Origin of the sequence: Micromonospora sp. LOL_015, assembly GCF_048060275.1 — a bacterium.
Lineage (GTDB): Bacteria > Actinomycetota > Actinomycetes > Mycobacteriales > Micromonosporaceae > Micromonospora_E.
This window is the reverse complement of record NZ_JBHMIO010000063.1, coordinates 1-19,283: the sequence shown is the minus strand read 5'-3', so window position 1 is coordinate 19,283 and position 19,283 is coordinate 1. Positions and strand designations below refer to the sequence as shown.

The window sequence follows — 19,283 nt, the reverse complement described above, 5'->3', positions numbered from 1 at the left end:
AGCGGTTCAGCTTCAACTCCATGTTCGGCAGATACACCGTGATCGAATCCGGATCCTTCCGGACCAACCGACCGCCATCGGCGTCGTAGACGAAACTGGTGGTCTTCCCGTCCTCGGTGACCGACTCCAGCCGACCCTCGGCGTTCCAGACCAGGTCCTGCTCCTCGCCGACCCGGACCCGCTTCGTCGTGTTGCCCGCCGCGTCGTACTCGTACGAGTACAACCGGTCACCGGCCGACGTCTCCTCGACCACCTGCGACAACGTGTGCGGCTGTGCCTGACCCGGCGGTGGGTACGAATACGTCCGCTCGACCTCGTCGGCCCCACCCGCAGCGTGGATCGTCTCGCTCAGCCGGTTACCAGCCAGGTCGTAGCTGTAGGAGTGGTGGTACGGCGCCGGCCCGCCCACCCCGCTGGTGCCCGGCCCACCCGCACACGGGTCACTCGCCGTGGTCGCCGTGCTCCAGGCCCGCGTCATCCGCCGCAGGTAGTCGTACTGGAAACACTGAATGTCCCGGACGCCGGTGCTCGGCAGGTCAGCGATCGACAGCACGTTACCGGCGTCGTCGTACTCGTAGCGCTGGTCGATGTCGCTGTTCGGCATTGCCGGGTTGTCACCCACAATCGGCTGACGGCGTAGCATCGATCTGATCAGCCGATTGGTGCCCTCCTCGTAGGTGTAGGCACCTTCGACCTTACGGCTACCGGCGCTGACCTGCGCCCCCTCAAGCTCACCGGTCGGCGTGTACATCGCATCGCTCAAATACGTCTCAGATCCGACGATCTGAGTAAGCCTTTGCAGGTTGTCGTAGTTATAGGTGATACTTTCACCGGGAAGTCCACCTTTTTCCGGGAAACCCGTAGTCGCGACAGTGCCATCGGGATTGTATTCGGCGGTAAAGGAAGCCGTGCCACCCAGAGCGGAATGCGTGTCGGCAGCCGGAATTGAATAGTTTACCCGAGTCACACGGTAGAAATCGTCTCGACCGAGGTAGATCGTGTGGTATTTATGACCGCCTTCAACGATGCGGGTGGCGAAATAAAGCTGCCCCTTGGCGACGGCGTCGTAGCCCCACTCGGCTAGCTTGGTGCCGGTTTCGACCGAGCCCTCATAGGTGCCGGTCTTGCGGCCGAGCACATCGTAAGTGTGGCTGATCGTGATGCCCCGACCGTCCGTGGTGGAAGTCAACTGGTCGTAGTCGTTGTAAGTGAAGGTGCTGGTTCCGCTGTCCGGGTCGACTGCTTCGATCTTGCGACCCCGTTGGTCGTACTCATAGGTCCACACGTTGCCGGCCGGGTCGGTGACGCTGGCCTGCTGACCGGCTGGAGTGTAGGTGTACGTGGTGCTGTCGAAGCTGCCACTCGGCCCGGCACCGTGGTATTGCCGTAGCTCGACGACCTGACCGCGGGCATCGGTGATGGTGGTCGTCGGGGTGCCGCCCGTCGGCGGGTCGACATGCACCCGGTCCCCGCAGTACGTGGTGATTGTCCGCCACTTCTCCTGACCGGCGACCTGGGTAATGGTGTCGGTGACCCGGTCCACGCCGTCGTACTGATACACCGTCTGCAGGTCGACATCGCCGTTGACCGTCTTCAGCAGAGTGCCTGACGGGGCACCGGAGGCATGAAACTTGTCGTTGAACTTCGCCACCTTGCCGGTGGCGGTGTAGAAGGTTTCCGAGACGAGCCGTCCACCGTCCGGTCCAGGGACCTGGATCTGCCGAGGGCGCAGGAAGCCGTCATAAATGGTGTACTCAGGAGTCAGCCAGTTACCGGCACTGTCGCGCCGCTCGGTCTTTACCGAGACAGGTGCGTTGTCCTGGTTCCGGTAGGTGTATTGAATGCGTGGGCTATCCGGGTGAGTCGTCCTTGGACGGTGCGGCAGCCAGACCCGGACGGCACGACCAAGCTTGTCGTACTCGACGTCGGTGCGCTTGCCGTTCCAGTCGATCTGGGTAACCGGCTGTCCCCACGCCGGGTGGTAGTCGGTGGTCGCGATGAACCGGGTGTCGGCGGTGCCGACCCGGATCTGCGGCCCAGTCTCCATCTTGCGGGTGGTCAGACCGTTCGTCTCGGTGTAGGCGATGTTGGTGACCGCGCCGGAGCCGTCCTGCGCCGTCAGTGGCCGGCCGTACATGTCGAAAGTTCCTTCACCGACGGTGACATAGCTCGCGGCGGAACCGCTGTGGCTGGCGAGCTTCTCGATCCGGGTGGCGTTGCCCTTGGTCGGCGTCGCACCGTATGCCTGGCCGTCGTACGAGGTCCGGTTGTCGGTCAGCAGTTGGGTGGCCCGGTCGGGGTTGGTGACCGAACAGGCGACCGAGACGGTCTCCTCCCGGGCGACCAGGGTCCGTAGCCGCAGGCCGTGGTTGTCGGCGTAGGTGGTCCGGGTGCACTGGTCGTCCGCGGCGGTGCTGACGTCGCCGAGATCCTCGACCTGCGTGACCCGCCCGACCGGGTCGGTGTAGCCGCTGGTCGCCGGGTCGTAGGTGGTGATCGACTTCGTTTCCCGCCAGCCGCCGCCAGCCAGCGCGGTGAAGCCCCGACTGACCCGCGGCTTGACGAAGAACGCCCGATCGGTGCCCCACGGCCGGCTGTAGCTGGCGGTCTCGTAACGCCACGGGCTGGTCACCGATTTGCTGCTGACCTGGGAGCCGTTGTAGACGGCGGTCTCGATCTCGAAGCCGGCGAGTTCGTCGTGGTCGGTGTGGGAAGTGCCGACCGAGTCGGTACGGGTGACCGTGCGGGTGCCGCCGGCCGGGTTCTTGTCGCCGTGCATGCCGCGCAGATAGGTGTGCTCGGTGCGGGTGGTGAAGGTCTCGCCGTCGCCGCGCCGGACGCGCACCTTCTCGTAGCCGCGCCACTGGTTCCAGGTCAGCAACTCGGTGTCACCGATGCCGTCCGGGTCGGCGTGCCGCCAGGCCGCGTCGCCCAGATACTCGTAGCTGGTCACCATGTCCGGGGCCAGGGCGGTGCCGGGCTCGACGTTCGTGCGGTCCGTTTCGGTGACCGACTCAACGACGTACTTGTGGAACCAGTCGGTGATCGGATTCACCTCGCCGCTCGGCGACCACTTCACCGGGTAGCAGCGGCGGGTGCTGTTGCCGGGGGTCGGCAGCGAGTTGGCCGAGCAGTCCGGCGACTTGTAGGTGACATCGACCTGACCGCCGGAGTCGGTGTAGACGGTGGTCAGTCGAGGCCGGATCAGTGGGGCGACGTTGTCGCCAGGGATGTCGATCCGGTTGGGCAGCTGCAGCGGGCCCAACTCGACCGAGGGCACGGTCAGCGGGTCGCCGCCACCGTAGCGGCCCTGGTGGTCGATCTTGTGCAGCCACAGCGACCGGCTGCCGTCGGCGTTGTTGGTGAACAGGTGGGTCAGGTTCCACGAGTCGACCGGCGTCCATCCGCTGGTGGTGCGGATCTCGGTGGTGATCTGGCTGACTCGCTTGCGGGTCCAGAAGCTGGGTGACGACTGGCCGGCTGTGCAGTGGGTTCCGGCAGCGCAGTTGCGGTCCCACGGCACGTCCGGCCAGGAGTTGGCCGTGCTGTTGTTCAACTGACCCGGCGCGCAGGTGATACTGCCGCTCGGGATGCACCGTTCGGCGTCGGTGAATACCACCCGGGCCGGTGCCGGGGTGGAGTAGACCGCGTTGTGCCGCTGGCCGTAGTCGATCCGCTTGAGCCAACCACCTCGGTGGTACGCAGTGCCGTTGACGGTGGTCTGCGCCCGCAGCGCGTAGTGGTTCGTCTCCCGCTCGTAGAAGTACGAGGTGACGTTGCCGTGCCGGTCCTTGACGTAGTCGAGGTTCCACCGCCAGGCCTGGTGGCACCAGGCGTTCGCCAGTGTCGAGTTGTAGCAGGGTTCGCCGCTGTCGTCGCCGAAGACCGGCACCGTCCACACCGAGTTGGTTTCGGCGTTGCCGGACGCCCATCCGGGCAGCCGGTTCAGCCCGAAGTAGTGCTCGGTGCCGTCGATCGTGGTGACCTTCCAGAACTCGCGGTCGTTGTCACCGTTGACGGCGCCGTCGACCGTCCCGCTGTACCGCTCGATCTTCGACCCGTCGTCGTTGGCGAACCGCCAGGTGCTGCCGGTCCGCACCAGCGTGCTGGACCGCCCGTTGAGCATCAGTACGGCGTTGTCGTGCGCCCAGCACAGGTCGCCCATGCCGTCGCGGCCGTCGTCAAGACAGGTGTTGTAGCGGCGTTCGACGTACCCGGGGTCGTAGCTGAAGCCCTCGCCCAGCCAGGAGCCCTGGTTGTTGGTGGTCGCGGTCCGCCCGTCGGTGGCCTGCGAGTTGTAGCCGAGCACCACCGACGGGGTCAGCCCGCCCGGCACCGGCGGCACCCGCATCGGGTACGACCAGTTGAACGCACCCGATGACGGTGACACGTTCCACTTTGACGACGGCGCGAACTCGGTCGCGCCGAAGCTGCCCTGCGCCGAAGCCTCCGAAGCGACCATTGCGAACAGCGCCGAGCCGGCACCGACGTCGATCGTGGCGGTAAGGGTGTCGGTTCCCGCGTTGTTGACCGCCGGTACCGGCTCCGGCGCACACGCCGACGCGTCCGGCGTGGTCAACGCGCAGTCGGGCAACCGGACCAGCCGCAGTCGGGCACCGAAATCGCCGCCGTACGCATCGGCGATCCCGGCGTAGCTCAACGCCACCCGGACGGTGCCGGCACCGGTCTCGCCGGCAGCCCGCCCGATCCGGGTGACCAATCCGTCGACCTTCGCTTTCGTCGACACCGCGCGGTCGAGGGTCTGCACCCGCACTCTGCTCGGCGGCGCGGTGCCGGCCGCACGGTCCGCCCCACTGGTCGGACTGGCCACCGGCGTCACCGGCACCTCCACCGTCCCGGCCGCCGGCCAGGCAACCTCCGGTGCGGTACGCAGCGCCGCCTGCACCACCGGGTTCGGCTCGCGGGGCGGCACCGGAGCCGCCGGGCGGTCCGGAGCCGGTTCGTCATGTTGCTGGACGGCCGGTGCCCCGGAGGTCGGCTCGGCTTGGGCCGGACTCTCCACCCCTTGCAGCAGGCCGGCGGCGACGACGACCGCCGTCGCCCAGGTGACACCGGCGGTCAGCCGTCGACGGCTGACCGGGGTCGTAGCCAGAATCCAGGAACTCATCACCACTCCAAGGGGAAGGGGGCGAAGCGGGCGGGAGATCGGCGCATCACACGTTCGGATCGGGACTGGTGCCGGCCATTCGCTGGATGGTCGTATCGTCGGCGACCCCGGTGTAGACGCGTACCTCGTCGACGACACCGCCGAGATGCTGGCCGAAGCCGCCGTTGTGCAGCACCCGGCCCACCTGCAGCGGCCCGCCCGCCCGCCAACCGGCGGTGTACGTCGTAGTCCCGGTCGCGGTGACGATGCCGTTGACGTAGAGCCGCACCTCGTTGCGGAACGCGTCGTAGACCACCGCTAGGTGCTGGCCGTACTGGTCGGCGCTTGGCAACTGTTCACCATCGAAGACCAGGGTGGTCTGCGGGTCGTTGGTGTCGCTGTGCGGCAGCACCAGCTCCCAGCGGTTGGCGCTGCCGCAGCGGATGACGAATCCGCTCGCGACGGTGCCCGCCTGGGAGAGCACCGCCTGGTCCCGGTCGCCGCAGGTCGGGCTGGGCAACCGCACCCGGGCGGCGACGGTGAAGCTCCCGTCGGTCACCGCCACCGGTGCGTCGGTGCGGGCCCGGTCGTCGACCCCGTCGAGTACCAGATGTCCACCGCCGACCAGCGGCGGTTCAGCGAACGGATCCGCGTCGACATCCGGTGCGTACAGGTCGGCGCCGCCTTCCAACAGCAGCTCCTGACCGTTCTCGTCGTCGTATTCGGGGCTGCGGTCGCCGGAGACGTCGTCCAACGGCCAGTAGCCGAGGCGAATCGGCCGCAGGGTGGACAGTTCGCTGACCTCCCGGTGCACCAGCACCCGGTCGTAGACGGCGATGTCGGCCAGCTCGCCGGCCCAGCCGGCGGTGTGGCCGCTGCGGGCGTACGCCCGACCGATCTGCACCGCGCCCCGGGACTTCCACGCCGACCGACGCTGCACGGTCGGCTGGACGTCTCCGTTGACGTACAGCGTCATCGTCTTGAGCTCCGGGTCGTACGCAGCCGCCAGATGAGTCCATTCGTCGCGAATCGCCGGGGCGGTGCTGGTCACCGACCAGCCGCCCAGCGACAGCACGTCCGTCGACGGGATCGCGAACTCCCACTTGCCGGTGGCGGCGTCGAAGCCGAGGGTGAAGCCGGGCTCGCCGCTGCCGTCCTGGCTGACCGCGACCCGGTCGGTGGTGTCGTCGGTGAGCCGCACCCAGGCGCTGGCTCCGAACCCGCTCGACGTGTCGACCAGCGCCGAGCTGGTGGTGGCCAGGTAGCTTTCGGCGGCGTCGCCGGTGAACTGGATTGCCCGGTCGAACTGGCACTCGGAGCCGGAGTCACCGCAGCCCGGCCCGGACACTCCGAACGTCACCCCGGCTCCGGCGACCGCCGGATGGTTGCCCCGGGCGTCCTCGGCCGATGCGGCACCGGCTGCCTCGCCGAGCCCCCATTCACCTGCCGCCAGCCGGGTCGGCACGGAGAACACGCAGGTGGCGATCGCCGACCGCAGGCCGGACTGGTCGACCGCCTGCACCGTGACGCTAGTCAATCTGTCGTCGACTGGCATCCAGCGCAGTGACACCGGGCCGCCGGGGCTGGCCGGCACCAGTTCGTTGTCCGGCAACGGGTTGGTGTTGAACCCGTACAGGTAGCGGACGGTGTCGGTGGAGACCGAGTCAAAGGTGAAGGTGCCGTAGATGCCGACCCCGCCCCGGTGCTGGTCGTCCTCGACGCAGGCGCTGGTGTGCTCACCGGCGTCGAGTGGCAGATACTCCGGTGAGTCGATGTCCGGCGCGGCCGGCGCGGTGGAGTCGTAGACGAACTGGCAGGCGGTCTGAGTGCTGCCTTCCCAGCTCCACGGCCCCCAGACCTCCGAGTCGCCGGCCCGGACCTCCCAGGTGATCGGCGTGTTCTGCGGGATGCTCGATGGCAGGGTGTACTGGAAGCGGGAACCGCTGGCCTTCCACCCGGTGGTGACGTAGTTGTTGACCCGGGTGCCGGCCGAGTCGTACCAGTAGTAGAGGATCTGGCCCCGGACATCCTCGGTGTGCGACGAGCTGTGGTCCGGGTCGCGTAGCACCATGAACAGCGTCGGCGGGGTGTCCACGTACGGTCGGTTGGTGCCGGTGACGCACTGGCCACCGGGTGACATGGTCAACTCGGACTGCTTCGGTTGGCTCGGTGTCCGGTTGTAGTGCACAGCCAGGAGCGCGTTTCCGCAGAACCGCTTGAACGCCGTCTGGTCGTTCTCGTCCGTGGCGGCGAGCCCGAACGTGGTCGTCGACCAGCCCTTGGTCACAGCTTCCCGCACCGCCGCGGTGGCGGTGAAGCCGACGTTCTGGTTCGTCGAGGTGCAGGAGTTCTTCTTCGCGGTCGGTGCCTTCGTCTGCAGCAGGACGCCGAGCGCCGGTTTGTTGTTCCAGTTCGTGCCGGAGCTGATGCCGGACGACGCCCGGTACAACGAGACGTTCTTCGGGGTCGAGTTGTACGTGTGGGTCATCGTCACCCGGAACTCCGCGCTCAGGATGGTCCGCCCCGCGTACGGCGTGGGCAGCGCGTAGTAGATCCGCTTTTTCCCGACGTTGTTGCACTGCCCGGAGTTGACCGGGCAGTTGCCGACGCCTTCGGTGCCGGAGAACTTGTGGTACGACATGTGCGGGTAGCCGCTGGCGACCATCGCCCAGTCGCTCCTGCGGGTGTCCTGCCAGACCGGGTCGATGTAGACCGGCCAGCGGGTGTCGGGATCGGTGAGCATCGCCTGGTCGGGCAGCAGGGTGAGGGTGTCGCCGTCGATCCGCCAGCCGATCGGTGCCTGGCTGGCACCCGGCGGGGCGGACCCGGTGGCGTCGACACCGGTCACGTCTCCGGCGTCGGAAGCGGTCCGGCCCGGCGTCGCGGCGTCGGTGCCGGCGGGGTCGTCACCCGAGTCCCACATCGCCGGTGCGGCGGCCTCCAGCACCGGCGCGCCGGACACCGTGTCGACGGCGGCCAGCCCACCTTCGAGGCCGTCCTGCACGGTCAGCCCGGCAGTGGCCAGGCCGAACTCCAGCTCGGCCAGTTCTGGATGCTGTGCCGCCTCCGGGGTCTTGACCACGAGTACGTGTGAGAAGCCGGTGACCTCGACATCGACCACCAGGTCCACGTCGGGCAGCACCTCGGCGTAGACGGCCTGGTCACCGTCGACCGTCGGCTCCGGCAGGGCACCGGGCCAGTCGAGGGTCATGCTGCGGCCGGCGCGCTCCACCCGTACCAGCGGGGTGTCGCCGCCGCCGGAGAGCCGCAGCCCGAGGGTGGCGGCCCGGGGGCCGATGCTGCCGTCGGCGGCGGTGACCAGGGTCGCGTCGGTCGGCACCCATTGGCCGTCGCGGACCACCCGGAACGGCTGGGCGTGCTGCACCGAAGTCAGCGTGCCGTCCGGGTTGGCGAACGTCTGGGAGCTCTCACCCTGCAGGGCGCCGATCTCGACCCGCTCACCGATGTCGACGGCGTGGGCGAACGCCTCGGCTTCGGTCTGCCGGACCGGCTCCGCGCCGTCCACAGCCGTTGCCGGTGCCGGTTCGTCCAACTCCGCCGCCGGTTCGGGGGCGGCCTGCTCCGTCCGGTCCGGGGCCGCCGTCGCCGGGCTGGCCACCACCGCGTACGCGGTCAGCAGCCCGGCCAGGCCGAGGCTCAGCCCGAGCCGGCGTCGGCCACTGAGCTTCGTGTTGCCACCGATCATGTCGCGGTCCTCCCCCGTCACGCCGTTCCACCTGTCGATGGCCATCAGTCGACCGCCGCCCCGAAGGCGACCGCTCCGGCGGGGAAGCCGTCTTCACCGGCCCGCCACACGTGCTCGGGCGTCGCCGACCCGGCGGCCAGCATCGACCAGGGGATGGCGTAGACCGCCTGGTCGGAGTACGGGCTGGCGACGTACAGATGGGTCTGGTTGCCGGCGATCGCCAGGCCGAGTAGTTCCTGCGCGGCCGGCGCCCCGGGCAGGGCACCGGACACCCGTTCCACGGTCGCGTAGCCGGTGATCGGGTCCGCGGCCGCACCGAACACCCGGATCACGCCGGCGTCGGCGGCCGACCCGGTGTCCTCACCGGGGGCGCCGACGGCCAGCAGCAGATTCTGCGCGGTCGCGGCCGATCCGGGTGCCAGGTTGACGAGGTGGACCCGCTCACCGAAGTAGTCGCCCTCCTCGTCGCCGCTGGGTACGCCGACGATGTGCTGGGCGAGGACCGGCAGTTCGGTGAATCCGCTGTCGGTGACGTGGAACCGCTGTACGACGCCGGTGTCGGCGATGTCGGCGGCACCGTACTCCTTACCGGGAGCGCCGACGGCAAGGAACGAGTCGGTCCCGCCGGCGGGCGCACCGGCCGCCCGGTAGTCTACCATGGACAGCGACTTGCCGAACGTGTCGTTCGCGGTCGAGGTGCCCCACACGCCGGCCCGGTCCTGGTCGATCGCGCCGACCAGGGTGGGGCGGCCGGAGGTGTACTGGTGGCGGAAGACGTTGACCGCGCCGGCGAAGACCTCGGCGCCGATCGCCTCGCCCGGCGAGCCGATGGCGAAGTGGTGGCTTGACGCGGCCAGCGCATAGCCGGTCCTGTCGTCGTTCTCCAGCGCGCCGACCACACCGTTGCCGCCCTGGCTGAGCAGAATGTTCCCGGTGCCTCGCAGGTAGTGCACCACGCCGGTGTCGACTGCGGTGCCGACGTCCTCACCGGGCGCGCCGATCAGCAGAAACGGCTCACCGACCACGGTGTGCCCGGCGGCGAGGGAGAACCCGAACCAGTCGCCGGCCTCGGTTGTCTCCGGGAACTCCGACTGACTCTGGTGCAGCATGATCGACGACGGGCCACCGGCGAGCCCGTCCGTGGAGCCGAGCAGCAGGTACACCAGGCCGCCGTCGACCTGGCCGCCGAGATCGTCGTACGGCACCCCGACGGCCAGGTCGGTGCAGCCGTCGTTGTTCACGTCGTAACTGGCCAACGCCGCGCCGAACTGGTCGCCGGCCCCGGCGGCCCCGGATCCCTGGATGTTGTTCTCGTGCAGGGTGTCGACGGCGCCGCTGCCGCCGTAGCGCACGTGCACCTGGCCGGCCTCGGCCTGCCCGGCGACGGTGGCTTCCGGGTCGGCGATCGCCACGTCGGCCACTCCGTCGCCGTCGTAATCGTTGGCGACTCCGCCGACGCAGCCTTCCGCTGGTGGCACGGTCACGTAGACGGTCATCTCGCAGAAGTCGGACCATACGGCGCTGCCGGTGACGCCGTCGTCGGCCCGCACCCTCCACTGGTAGCGGCCACCGTCGAGGAACGCGCCGGCCGGCACGGTGACGCTCGCGGTGGCACCGGAGGGGACGGTGCCGACCGTCTGGCCGCCGAGCGGCGCCGAGGCACCGACCGCCCACCATTCAAACTCGACCGACATCGCGGTGCCGTCGTCGTCGGCGACGCTGGCCTGGAGCTGCGGGGTCAAGGTGTTGACCAGTGGCCGGTTGGTGCCGGTGGCGCAGGCGGTGGCCGGCACCGTCGACCGGGCGGTCACCGTCGGCCACGAGTTGTACGTAACGACGGCGTACGGCACCTGGGAGGTGGAGGTGTCCCGGGAGCGGAACTGCTTGAAGGTGGCGGTGTCGGTCTCGTCGGTGGCCCGGATGCCCATGTGTGCCTGACTAGCCCCGGCGGTCGCGGCCCGCTGGAAGAACCCGGTGCCGCTGATCGTGGACCAGCCGTCGTCGCAGCTGGAGTCGTAGCCCATGGTCATGGTGGAGCTGGCTTCGTGGTGCAGCCACTGCGGCTGGTTGGTCCACCGGGTGGCGGTGCTGGCCGCGCCGGTGGACCAGATCTCCCATGCCTTCGGGGTGCAGGTGTGCGACCACCAGTTCCAGAAGTGGACGGTCGCCGAGTTGATCTGCTTGCCGGCGAGCACCGCCGCATCCCAGGTGACGAACGACCGGGTGATCGTCGGTGGACTGGTGGCAAGCAGCCCGATCTGCAGGTCGTCGGTGCCGCTCTGGTTCGTGGTGACGCTTTCCCGGACGTACGCGTCGAAGGTGGTGGACAGTGGGTCGACCGTCGGGTCGAGGGTGACCGGGTAGACGGTGTCGGGCGAGTCCAGCCAATCGGTGGCGGGGCGCAGCACCAGGTCGACGCCGTCGGCGCGGGCGGTGACCGTGGTGTCGATCGGTGCCGTGCGAGCTGGTGTGCCGGCCGGGGTGGTCTGCGCGTCCCACATAGCGGGTGCCGGGACGGTGGCGATGGGGTCACCGTCGGCACCGGTCAGGGTGATGCCACCGAGTTCGTCGTGGCGGTGCCCGGCGATGCCCGGTCCGGTCAGCGTGAGGGGGATCTCGCGGACCCAGTCAGCCGCGTCGCGGTGGCGCACAGTGAGTAGTTGCTCGAACCCGGTCCGGGTGGCCCGCACCACAAGGTCCACATCGGGCAGTACGTCGGGGTAGGTGGCGACGGGCCCGTCGAGCCGCGGCTCCGGCAGTGCGCCGGTCCAGCTCATCGCGATTCGGGCGTCGTCGTGGCCGACGGCTGCCAGCTCGTGGGTGCCGGCTGGGCGGGCACCGGAGATCCGCAGGTCGTTCGGGTGTGCGGCGGGCGCGATGCTGCCGTCGGCGGCCCGGCTCAGCCGCAGGTCGACCGGCAGCCAGGCACCGTCGCGGCGAACCCGGACGACGTCGGCGGCGATCCGTGCCTCGAGGTGGCCCTCCGGACGGGCCCACACCTCGGTGGTCTCCGAGGTCTGCCCGTCGACGCGGACCGGCTTACCGCTGTTCCGGGCGGCCTGCAGCGCCTGCCCCTGTGCCGTGGTGGGTGCGGCGAGCACGGTATCTGACCGCACTGGATCCTCGGCGGTGACGGTCGCCGCCACAGCCAGCAGTACCGCTGCAGCGGTCAGCGCTGCGGTCCATCGTGGCGCATCGTTGGACGCGCGCCATCGGCCCACGGCCATGCGGTCCTCCCCCGTGCGAGACCCTCAAGCTGAGTGATCTGTGACGCTACGGGGTCGATTCCTGACTGTCAATGAAAGTCGATGGGGTGGCGACGCGACGCAGCGACCAGCAGCTACAGTCCACGATAGACGTATGTAGTCAGATCGTCGTCGCTTGGACCGTAGTCCTCGAAGTCCATGTTGGCCAGTGTCAGGTTGCCGTGCACGCTCAGCACCGTCTCAGGGAGCAGCCGAAACGGCTGGTCGCGGGTCGGCTCCACGAACCCGTCGTCGTCCTCGTCGCCCTCGTCCGGAGCGTCGTCCTCGTCGTCCGGGACCTTGACGGCGAGCAGCGGCTGCTCGCCGCGCATGGTCACAGCATCGGCGACGAAGAACACCGCCGGGCTGTCGTCCGCCGCGATCGCCGCCAGGACCTCCTCGACAGTGGCGCCGTCGAAGGCCGGGTCGTCGACGACCGTCGCCGCAGGGAGGTCCGTAGAACGTACCGGGTCGTTGTTCAGCCGACGCAGAATTTGCTGCCAGGCCGCCTCATCGGAGAAGTCAGTCCGCACCACGCACGGCTCGAACTCGAGGTCATCGGTCCGGACGATCAGCGGACGGGTAGGCATCTCGGTTTGGCTCCCTCGGATCGGCGGCGACACCGGGCCCAACGCCGCAGAGACGTGAGCCGGATCGGCGGCATGGTAGCGGAATCGGTCCGATCGGTCGGGCGTGCGCTTCACCCCCACACCACGCTTCGCAAGTGGACGTACGGACGGCCGTCCGGGTCGTCGTCGACCTGTGCGTGGACCTCGTAGACCTCGGCGATCCGGGCCGGTGTGAGCACCTGTGCCGGTGAGCCGGCGGCCACCACCCTGCCGCCGCTCAGCAGCACGATCCGATCGCAGAACCGCGCCGCCAGGTTGATGTCGTGCAGGGCTGCTATCACCGTCGGCGGGCCGGCCGCCAGCCGTTCCAGCAAGTCCAGCTGGTAGCGGACGTCCAGGTGGTTGGTCGGCTCGTCGAGCAGCAGCACCTGCGGTTGCTGCAGCAGCGCACGGGCGATGTCGACCCGCTGCCGCTCCCCGCCGGACAGCGTCGACCAGCGCCGGTCGGCGAAGCCGGCCAACCCGGCGTCGACCAGTGCCTGCTCGGCGGCGGCGAGGTCAGCGGCCGAGCCGGCCGCCAGCAGCGGCCGGTGCGGGATCCGGGCCAGCAGCAGCACGTCCTGCACCGACATGTCCGCATCGGCCGCCTGCTGCTGGGTGACCACGGCGAGCCGGCGGGCCAGCGCCCGGCGCGGCATGGACCGGGTGTCGACCCCGTCGAGCAGCACCCGCCCGGAGTCGGGTCGCTGCAGGCCGGCGAGCACCCGCAGCAGGCTGGACTTGCCGGAGCCGTTCGGGCCGAGCAGCCCGACCAGGGTGCCGTCGGGCGCGTCGAGGGTGACGTCGGCGAGCAGCGGCTTTCCGCGTACCGCCCAGGTGATCTTCTCGGCGCGGATTCTCATGTCGGCGCCTGCCGGCGGCGGATGAGCAGCGCGAACGCCGGCACCCCGAGCAGCGCGGTGACCACCCCGACCGGCACCTCCTGCGGCGCGAACACCGTTCGGGCGGCGGTGTCCGCCCAGATCAGGAAGGTGGCACCGATGACGGCGCAGGTGGGCAGCAGGATCCGGTGCCGGGAACCGACCAGGTAACGGGCGGCGTGTGGCACGGTCAGCCCGACGAAGCCGATCGCGCCGCTGGCCGCGACCAGCACCGCGGCCAGTAACGCGGTGGTGCCGAACAGCAGCGCCCGCACGATGACCGGGGAGAATCCCAGCGACTGGGCGACGTCGGTGCCGAACGCGAACGCGTCCAGCGCCGGGGTGGCCGCCCAGCAGATCAGCAGCGCCCCGGCGGCCACGGCTGCGGCCAGCGCCACCGTCGACCAGCCGGCCATGGTCAGCGAACCGAGCAGCCAGAAGGTGACCCCCCGGGTCTGCTGCGGTGACGCGGCGGAGACCACGATCAGGCTGGTGACGGCGGCGAACAGTTGGCCGACGGCGACCCCGGCGAGCAGGATCCGGGACGGTTCGGTCCACCGTCGACCGGCCAGGGCCAGGGTGGCGAGGAACGCGGCGACCGCACCGGCGAACGCGCCGCCGGTGAGCGCACCGGCGCCGACGCCGAGCCCGAGGACCAGCACCGACACCGCGCCGGTCGAGGCACCGGCGGAGATGCCCAGCAGGTACGGGTCGGCGAGCGGGTTGCGGGTCAACGCCTGCAGCACCGCGCCGCAGACCGCCAGCCCGCCGCCGACCAGCCCGGCGAGCAGCACCCGGGGCGTCCGCAGGTTCCACACGATGCTGTCGGCCAGTGCGGGTAGCGGTTCCAGTGGCAGCCCGAGGTGTACGCCGTGGGTGCGGAACACGTCGGTGACGGTCAGGTCGGCGGTGCCGATGGTGGTCGCCCCGGCGACGCTGAGTGCCAGCACCGCGAGGGCGAGGACGAACACCGGTGTCCAGGTGGTCGGCGGTGTCCGCCAGGGGGTGCGGGTCATCGTCGGGCGAACACCACGTGGTCGTCGAGGTACTGCCAGACCGTGCCGACCTCGGTGAACCCGGCGGTACGCAGCGCGGCGAGGTGAAACTCCAGTGGCGCGTCGGGCGGCTTCGGGCGGTCGGCGAACCGCCGTTGCCGTTCGGCGACCAGCGCGGCGAGGGCCGGTACCCGGGCCGCTTCGGTGTGCCAGTCCTGGTAGCGCAGCGCCCCGGCGGCGAAGCCGGCCTGCTGGGTGCGTTCGTCGTGCCGCTGTGCGACCGCCGCCAGCGTCGGATGCTCCGGCCCGAAGTGCAGGTGGTCGGCGTTGAGCAGGATGCCGCCGGGACGCAGCAGCCCGGCGGCGGTGGTGTAGACGGCGAGCAGTTGTGTCGGGGTGAGCCAGTGCAGGGCGGTGGAGCTGAGCACCGCGTCGACCTGGTCGACGCCGAGCCGGTCGGCCCAGTCGTCGGCGACCAGGTCGACGTCGCGTACGTCGATCCGGTCGCCGTAACCGGCGAGTGCCCCGGCGGCGATGCGCAGCAGAACCGGGTCGTAGTCGACGGCGACGCACCGGGCCCGGGGCAGCGCGGCGAGCACCCGGGCGGAGATCGCTCCGGGCCCGCAGGCCAGGTCGAGCACGGTGATCGGCCGGTCACCGAGGTGCAGGCTGAGCAGGTCGAGCAGCACCTGGAAGCGGTTTTCCCGGTAGGCGACGTACGCGGACTGCTGGGTGTCCCACAGGTCGAGCAGCCGCCGCGCCTCGGCGGGGTCGAGCGGCGGCGCGGTGGTCGGGTCGGGTGCGGGTTCGGTGGTCAGGTCGGTCACTGGTTCAGCTCCTTGAGGCCGGCGGCGACCGCTTCGACGGCGGTGACGCTGCGTACGGACGGGTCCATCGACGAGCCGGGGACGGTGATGAACCGGCCGGCCTTGACGGCGTCGAGTGCGGCGGTGGTCGGGTTGCTCCGCAGGTAGTCGATCTTCGCCTGGGCGCTGTCGCCGTCGCCGCCGCGGGTCAGGTCGGCGAGGACGATCACGTCGGGGTTGCGGGCGGCGATCTCCTCCCAGTTGCCGGCCGGCCAGGTCTGCTCGGCGTCGCCGTAGGCGTTGGTCACCCCAAGTTCGGCGCTGATGGCGGCGGGCACCCCGCCGGCTCCGGCGACGTACGGGGTGGCGGTGCCGGAGTAGTACCAGAGCAGGTCGGTGTCGGCCGGGGCGTCGGCGGTCGCGGCGGTCGCGGCGGCCAGCCGGTCACGCTGGTCGACGACGACCTGCTCGCCCCGCTCGGCGACGCCGAAGATGGTGGCGATCTCGGTGATCTCGGCGAAGATGCCGTCGAAGTGGAATTCGGTCTCGCCGGTAGCCGGGTCCTCGCAGGCGAACCGGGACAGGTAGGCGGGGACGTCCAGGGCCGCGAGGTCCGCGCGCGGGCCGGCGGCGTCCGGGCCGTACGCGGAGGTGAAGGTGGAGTAGACGAAGTCGGGTGCGGCGTCGAGGACGGCTTCGCGGTTGGGGTAGAGGTCGGCGAGTACCGGCACGGCAGCGTAGTCGGCGGCCAGTTCGGGCAGCACCGGGTCGGTCTGGTAGCTGGTGCCGATCATGTGGTCGGCCAGCCCGAGGCTGAGCATGATCTCGGTGGCGTTCTGTTCCATGGTGAGGGCGCGGCGCGGCGGTTCGGTCACGGTCAGCGTGGTGCCGCAGTTGGTGATCTCGACGGCACCGGTTTCCGGGGACGCAGCGGCCTCGGCATCGACATCGGGGCTGGCGGTGGCGCAGCCGGACAAGCCGACCGTCAGCACCACTGCTAGCCCAGCGAAAACGGTAACGGTTTTCATGTCGGCAAGCTAGCACGGCTCCGCCGCAGGTCAACCAGGGGGTACGGGCTCCGAACGCACCGCCGGCGCTGAGTTGTGAGTCAGGAACCTGGGACGAACCGGACCCGGAACAACGCCGGCCAGTACTTGCCGGTGATCAGGAACTCGTCGGTGCCGGGCACCGCCGCGATGCCGTTGAGCACGTCCACCCCGGCCCGCTCCGCACCGGCCAGCAGCCCACCGGCGTCGACCTCGGCGACGACCTGCCCGGTCGCCGGGTCGATCCGGACAATCTCGTCGGTCCGCCAGACGTTCGCCCAGACCTGGCCGTCGACGCATTCCAGCTCGTTGATGTCACGCAGCGCCGTACCGGCGCGGGTCACCGTGACCGACCCGATCTGGTCGAAGGTGGCCGGATCGCGATAGGTGAGCCGGTCGGTGCCGTCGCTCATCACCAGCCGGTCCGCCGCGTCGTCGTGGCAGATGCCCCAGCCCTCGCCGTCGTAGGTCACCTCGCGCAGCACGTCGAGGGTCTCCCGGTCGCGCTCGTACGCGACGCCCTCCCGCCAGGTGATCTGCCAGATGCGCGACTCGAGCACGGTGATGCCCTCGCCGAAGACGGTCTCCGGCAGACTCACCCGGCGTCGTACCGTGCCGCTGGCCGGGTCGACGACCCGCAACTCGGACTCGCCGTACTGGCCGGTGCCCTCATACAGGTCCGAACCGACCAGCTCCAGCCCCTGGGTGAACGCCACCGTGTCGTGCGGGTAGCGGGCCAGCACCTCCACCCGCAACTGTTCGACGGGCACGACCGCCGCAGAACGACCATCGACGAGCGGCACCGTCGCCGGCCCGGCGGACCGCGACCCGGCATATGCCGCGGCGGCGGCCACTGCGACGGCGGCCAGCACCACCACGCCCCGTCGCCGACCCAGCATGCCACCCACCTCCGCTCTGCGCACGGCTGCACCCCCGCGTACGGCTCCGGTCCGCCGTCGGGTCGTCGACAAGTGTCGCGCACCGGCGGCCGGGTGTCCGCACCCGGCGGACGGGCCGGGACGCCCGAGCCGGCCAGCGCGTGTCGATCATGAGCCGGCCGGGGTCACCTCGACCACGATCTTCGACCGGGGATGCTCCTCGACGAAGTACCGCACCGCCTCGGCCGCGCGGTCCAGCGGAAACGTCCGCTCCACCGGGAGGACCATCCGGCCGGCCTCGATCAGCTCGGTCAGCTCCCCCAGCGGCTGCCGCCCCGGCCTGGCCAGGAACCCGGTCACCCGTTGGCTGACGAACGGCGCCCAGACCTTCGACCGCAGCAGCCGACCCACCGGGCCGAACCAGCGGCTACCCGTACCGCCACACAGGACCAACGTCCCGCGCGGGGTCAACGCCCGCCGGCAGTCGGTCAGCCGGTGCCGACCTGCCACGTCGAAGATCAGATCCCACTGCCGGCCCGACCTGGTGAAGTCCTCCCGGGTGTAGTCGATCACGTCGTCCGCGCCGAGCGAGCGCACCAGGTCGACGTTGCGGTCCCGGCAGACCCCGGTGACCTCGGCACCGAGCGCCTTGGCGAGCTGCACCGCGAAGGTGCCGACCCCGCCGGAGGCCCCGTTGACCAGCACCCGTTGACCGGGCTGGAGCCGGCCGTGGTCCCGCAACCCCTGCCAGGCGGTGACCCCGGCGAGCGGCACCGTCGCCGCCTGCACCGGGGTGACGTTGGCCGGGGTACGCCAGGCCCGGTCGGCGGGGACGGCGGCGTACTCGGCGAAGCTGCCGCTGTCGATCTCGGCGTACACCCGGTCGCCGGGGCGGAAGTCGGAGACCGCCGCGCCGACCGCGACGACCTCGCCGGCGACGTCGCGCCCGCGCACCTTCGCCCGCGGGGCGGACAGGCCGAAGGCCAACCGGGCGAGGTACGGCTCACCGGCGACGAACACCAGGTCGGCATAGTTGATCGAGGCGGCCTGTACCCGTACCAACAGCTCCTTGTCCGTGATGGACGGACACGGCAGCTGCCGCACGGTCAGCACCTCGGCGGACCCGTAGCGGTCCTGGACGATCGCCCGCATGGTGTCGGTGACCGGGGTGGTCCGACCGGCGCTCATTCGACGGTCCGCAGAATCTGCTCGATGGCGCTGGTCCGGGTCCGCAGCTCGGCCAGGTCGGCCGCGACCCGCTGCTGCGTGTCGACCGAGTTCTCAGCGAGTTGCTCGTAGCGGCGGACAAGCTGACGCATCGCCTCCTCCTGGCTGGCGAGCAGCTTCGTCTTGCGGAACTCGTGCAGAGAGGCGACGACCACCACGATCAGGAACACGCCGAGGGTCAGTACGCCGAGGATGAACACGACATCTGGCCAGGTGTTGCCGCCCTCGGCGGCGAAGACGTACATCAGGACTTCTCCTTACGCGCGGGGCCCGCTGCCGACGGGTCCGGTCCGGTGAGGGTGGTCGCCGCCGCGGCGAGCGTCGACGGGGTCAGGTGCAGGGTGAAATCGGCAACCTCGTAGTACTTCATGGCTTTTCCGTCCTCGGACAGCTCGAGACTCCCGACGATCAGGCCGGCGGCTTCCAGCCGCTGCAGGTGCATGTGCAGCAGCGGACGACTGATGCCGATCTCGCGGGAGAGGTGACTGACGTAGTCCCGACCGGCGGCGAGCCGGCCGAGGATCCGCAGCCGCAGCGGGTTGGCCAGCGCCGCCAGCTTCTCGACCAGATCGTCACCGGAGGGCGTGGCCGATGTCATCGCTCTCCTTCATGTGTCATGTTTATCTGACAGGTGAAAGCGTAACAGGTCGGGACCACCCCGCCAACGGACGCTGAGCAGTCGCAGTCGTCCGGCCACGCGAACGTCGGTGCCCGGCTGGCCTAAGCCTCAATCCGTGGACTCAATAGGACTTGACGGCAGTCATCGACACTTGACGATTATGTC

Annotated in this window: 12 protein-coding genes; all 12 read right to left on the bottom strand. The window is 70.0% G+C overall.

All coding sequences use genetic code 11. The annotated features are described in order from the left end of the window. Positions 1-5,128, bottom strand: a 5,128-nt coding sequence (locus tag ACFHWU_RS26755; protein ID WP_416591979.1) for a hypothetical protein, incomplete at its 3' end; no start/stop codon positions are given. Positions 5,129-5,174: 46 nt separating this feature from the next. Further along, the gene (locus ACFHWU_RS26750; protein ID WP_416591978.1) at positions 5,175-8,834 is read right to left on the bottom strand and encodes a LamG-like jellyroll fold domain-containing protein; all 3,660 of its coding nucleotides are present in this window, start codon (positions 8,832-8,834) and stop codon (positions 5,175-5,177) included. A gap of 23 nt (positions 8,835-8,857) precedes the next feature. Continuing rightward, positions 8,858-12,040: a DNRLRE domain-containing protein gene (locus ACFHWU_RS26745; RefSeq protein WP_416591977.1), complete on the bottom strand. Its 3,183-nt coding sequence runs from the start codon at positions 12,038-12,040 to the stop codon at positions 8,858-8,860. 113 nt (positions 12,041-12,153) lie between these two features. Then, on the bottom strand, positions 12,154-12,648 hold the full coding sequence (locus ACFHWU_RS26740) for a DUF6924 domain-containing protein (RefSeq protein WP_416556481.1): 495 nt from the start codon (positions 12,646-12,648) through the stop codon (positions 12,154-12,156). A gap of 110 nt (positions 12,649-12,758) precedes the next feature. Further along, positions 12,759-13,529, bottom strand: a complete 771-nt coding sequence (locus ACFHWU_RS26735; RefSeq protein WP_416591976.1) for an ABC transporter ATP-binding protein — start codon at positions 13,527-13,529, stop codon at positions 12,759-12,761. Next, on the bottom strand, positions 13,526-14,563 hold the full coding sequence (locus ACFHWU_RS26730; protein WP_416556479.1) for a FecCD family ABC transporter permease: 1,038 nt from the start codon (positions 14,561-14,563) through the stop codon (positions 13,526-13,528). The genes ACFHWU_RS26735 and ACFHWU_RS26730 overlap by 4 nt, the downstream gene beginning before the upstream one ends. Further along, positions 14,560-15,369: a class I SAM-dependent methyltransferase gene (locus ACFHWU_RS26725; RefSeq protein WP_416591975.1), complete on the bottom strand. Its 810-nt coding sequence runs from the start codon at positions 15,367-15,369 to the stop codon at positions 14,560-14,562. Before ACFHWU_RS26725 ends, ACFHWU_RS26730 begins: the two co-directional genes overlap by 4 nt. After that, on the bottom strand, positions 15,366-16,376 hold the full coding sequence (locus ACFHWU_RS26720) for an ABC transporter substrate-binding protein (RefSeq protein WP_416569019.1): 1,011 nt from the start codon (positions 16,374-16,376) through the stop codon (positions 15,366-15,368). Before ACFHWU_RS26720 ends, ACFHWU_RS26725 begins: the two co-directional genes overlap by 4 nt. A gap of 80 nt (positions 16,377-16,456) precedes the next feature. Next, positions 16,457-17,293 (bottom strand): glutaminyl-peptide cyclotransferase, encoded by an 837-nt coding sequence (locus tag ACFHWU_RS26715; protein ID WP_416556476.1) that lies wholly within the window; start codon positions 17,291-17,293, stop codon positions 16,457-16,459. Positions 17,294-17,440: 147 nt separating this feature from the next. Continuing rightward, positions 17,441-18,424, bottom strand: coding sequence for an NAD(P)-dependent alcohol dehydrogenase (locus ACFHWU_RS26710; protein WP_416569036.1), 984 nt, complete (start codon positions 18,422-18,424; stop codon positions 17,441-17,443). A 32-nt stretch (positions 18,425-18,456) separates the two neighbouring features. Then, on the bottom strand, positions 18,457-18,744 hold the full coding sequence (locus tag ACFHWU_RS26705) for a hypothetical protein (protein ID WP_278173392.1): 288 nt from the start codon (positions 18,742-18,744) through the stop codon (positions 18,457-18,459). Further along, the gene (locus ACFHWU_RS26700; protein ID WP_281552041.1) at positions 18,744-19,097 is read right to left on the bottom strand and encodes an ArsR/SmtB family transcription factor; all 354 of its coding nucleotides are present in this window, start codon (positions 19,095-19,097) and stop codon (positions 18,744-18,746) included. The genes ACFHWU_RS26705 and ACFHWU_RS26700 overlap by 1 nt, the downstream gene beginning before the upstream one ends. Between the last annotated feature and the right edge of the window lie 186 nt (positions 19,098-19,283).

Bases quoted from the DNA above. Each gene is read 5' to 3' on its own strand.
- ACFHWU_RS26740 (WP_416556481.1), bottom strand. From the start codon at position 12,648: ATGCCTACCCGTCCGCTGATCGTCCGGACCGATGACCTCGAGTTCGAG.
- ACFHWU_RS26715 (WP_416556476.1), bottom strand. From the start codon at position 17,293: ATGCTGGGTCGGCGACGGGGCGTGGTGGTGCTGGCCGCCGTCGCAGTG.
- ACFHWU_RS26745 (WP_416591977.1), bottom strand. From the start codon at position 12,040: ATGGCCGTGGGCCGATGGCGCGCGTCCAACGATGCGCCACGATGGACC.
- ACFHWU_RS26700 (WP_281552041.1), bottom strand. From the start codon at position 19,097: ATGACATCGGCCACGCCCTCCGGTGACGATCTGGTCGAGAAGCTGGCG.
- ACFHWU_RS26720 (WP_416569019.1), bottom strand. From the start codon at position 16,376: ATGAAAACCGTTACCGTTTTCGCTGGGCTAGCAGTGGTGCTGACGGTC.
- ACFHWU_RS26710 (WP_416569036.1), bottom strand. From the start codon at position 18,424: ATGCGGGCGATCGTCCAGGACCGCTACGGGTCCGCCGAGGTGCTGACC.
- ACFHWU_RS26705 (WP_278173392.1), bottom strand. From the start codon at position 18,744: ATGTACGTCTTCGCCGCCGAGGGCGGCAACACCTGGCCAGATGTCGTG.
- ACFHWU_RS26735 (WP_416591976.1), bottom strand. From the start codon at position 13,529: ATGAGAATCCGCGCCGAGAAGATCACCTGGGCGGTACGCGGAAAGCCG.
- ACFHWU_RS26730 (WP_416556479.1), bottom strand. From the start codon at position 14,563: ATGACCCGCACCCCCTGGCGGACACCGCCGACCACCTGGACACCGGTG.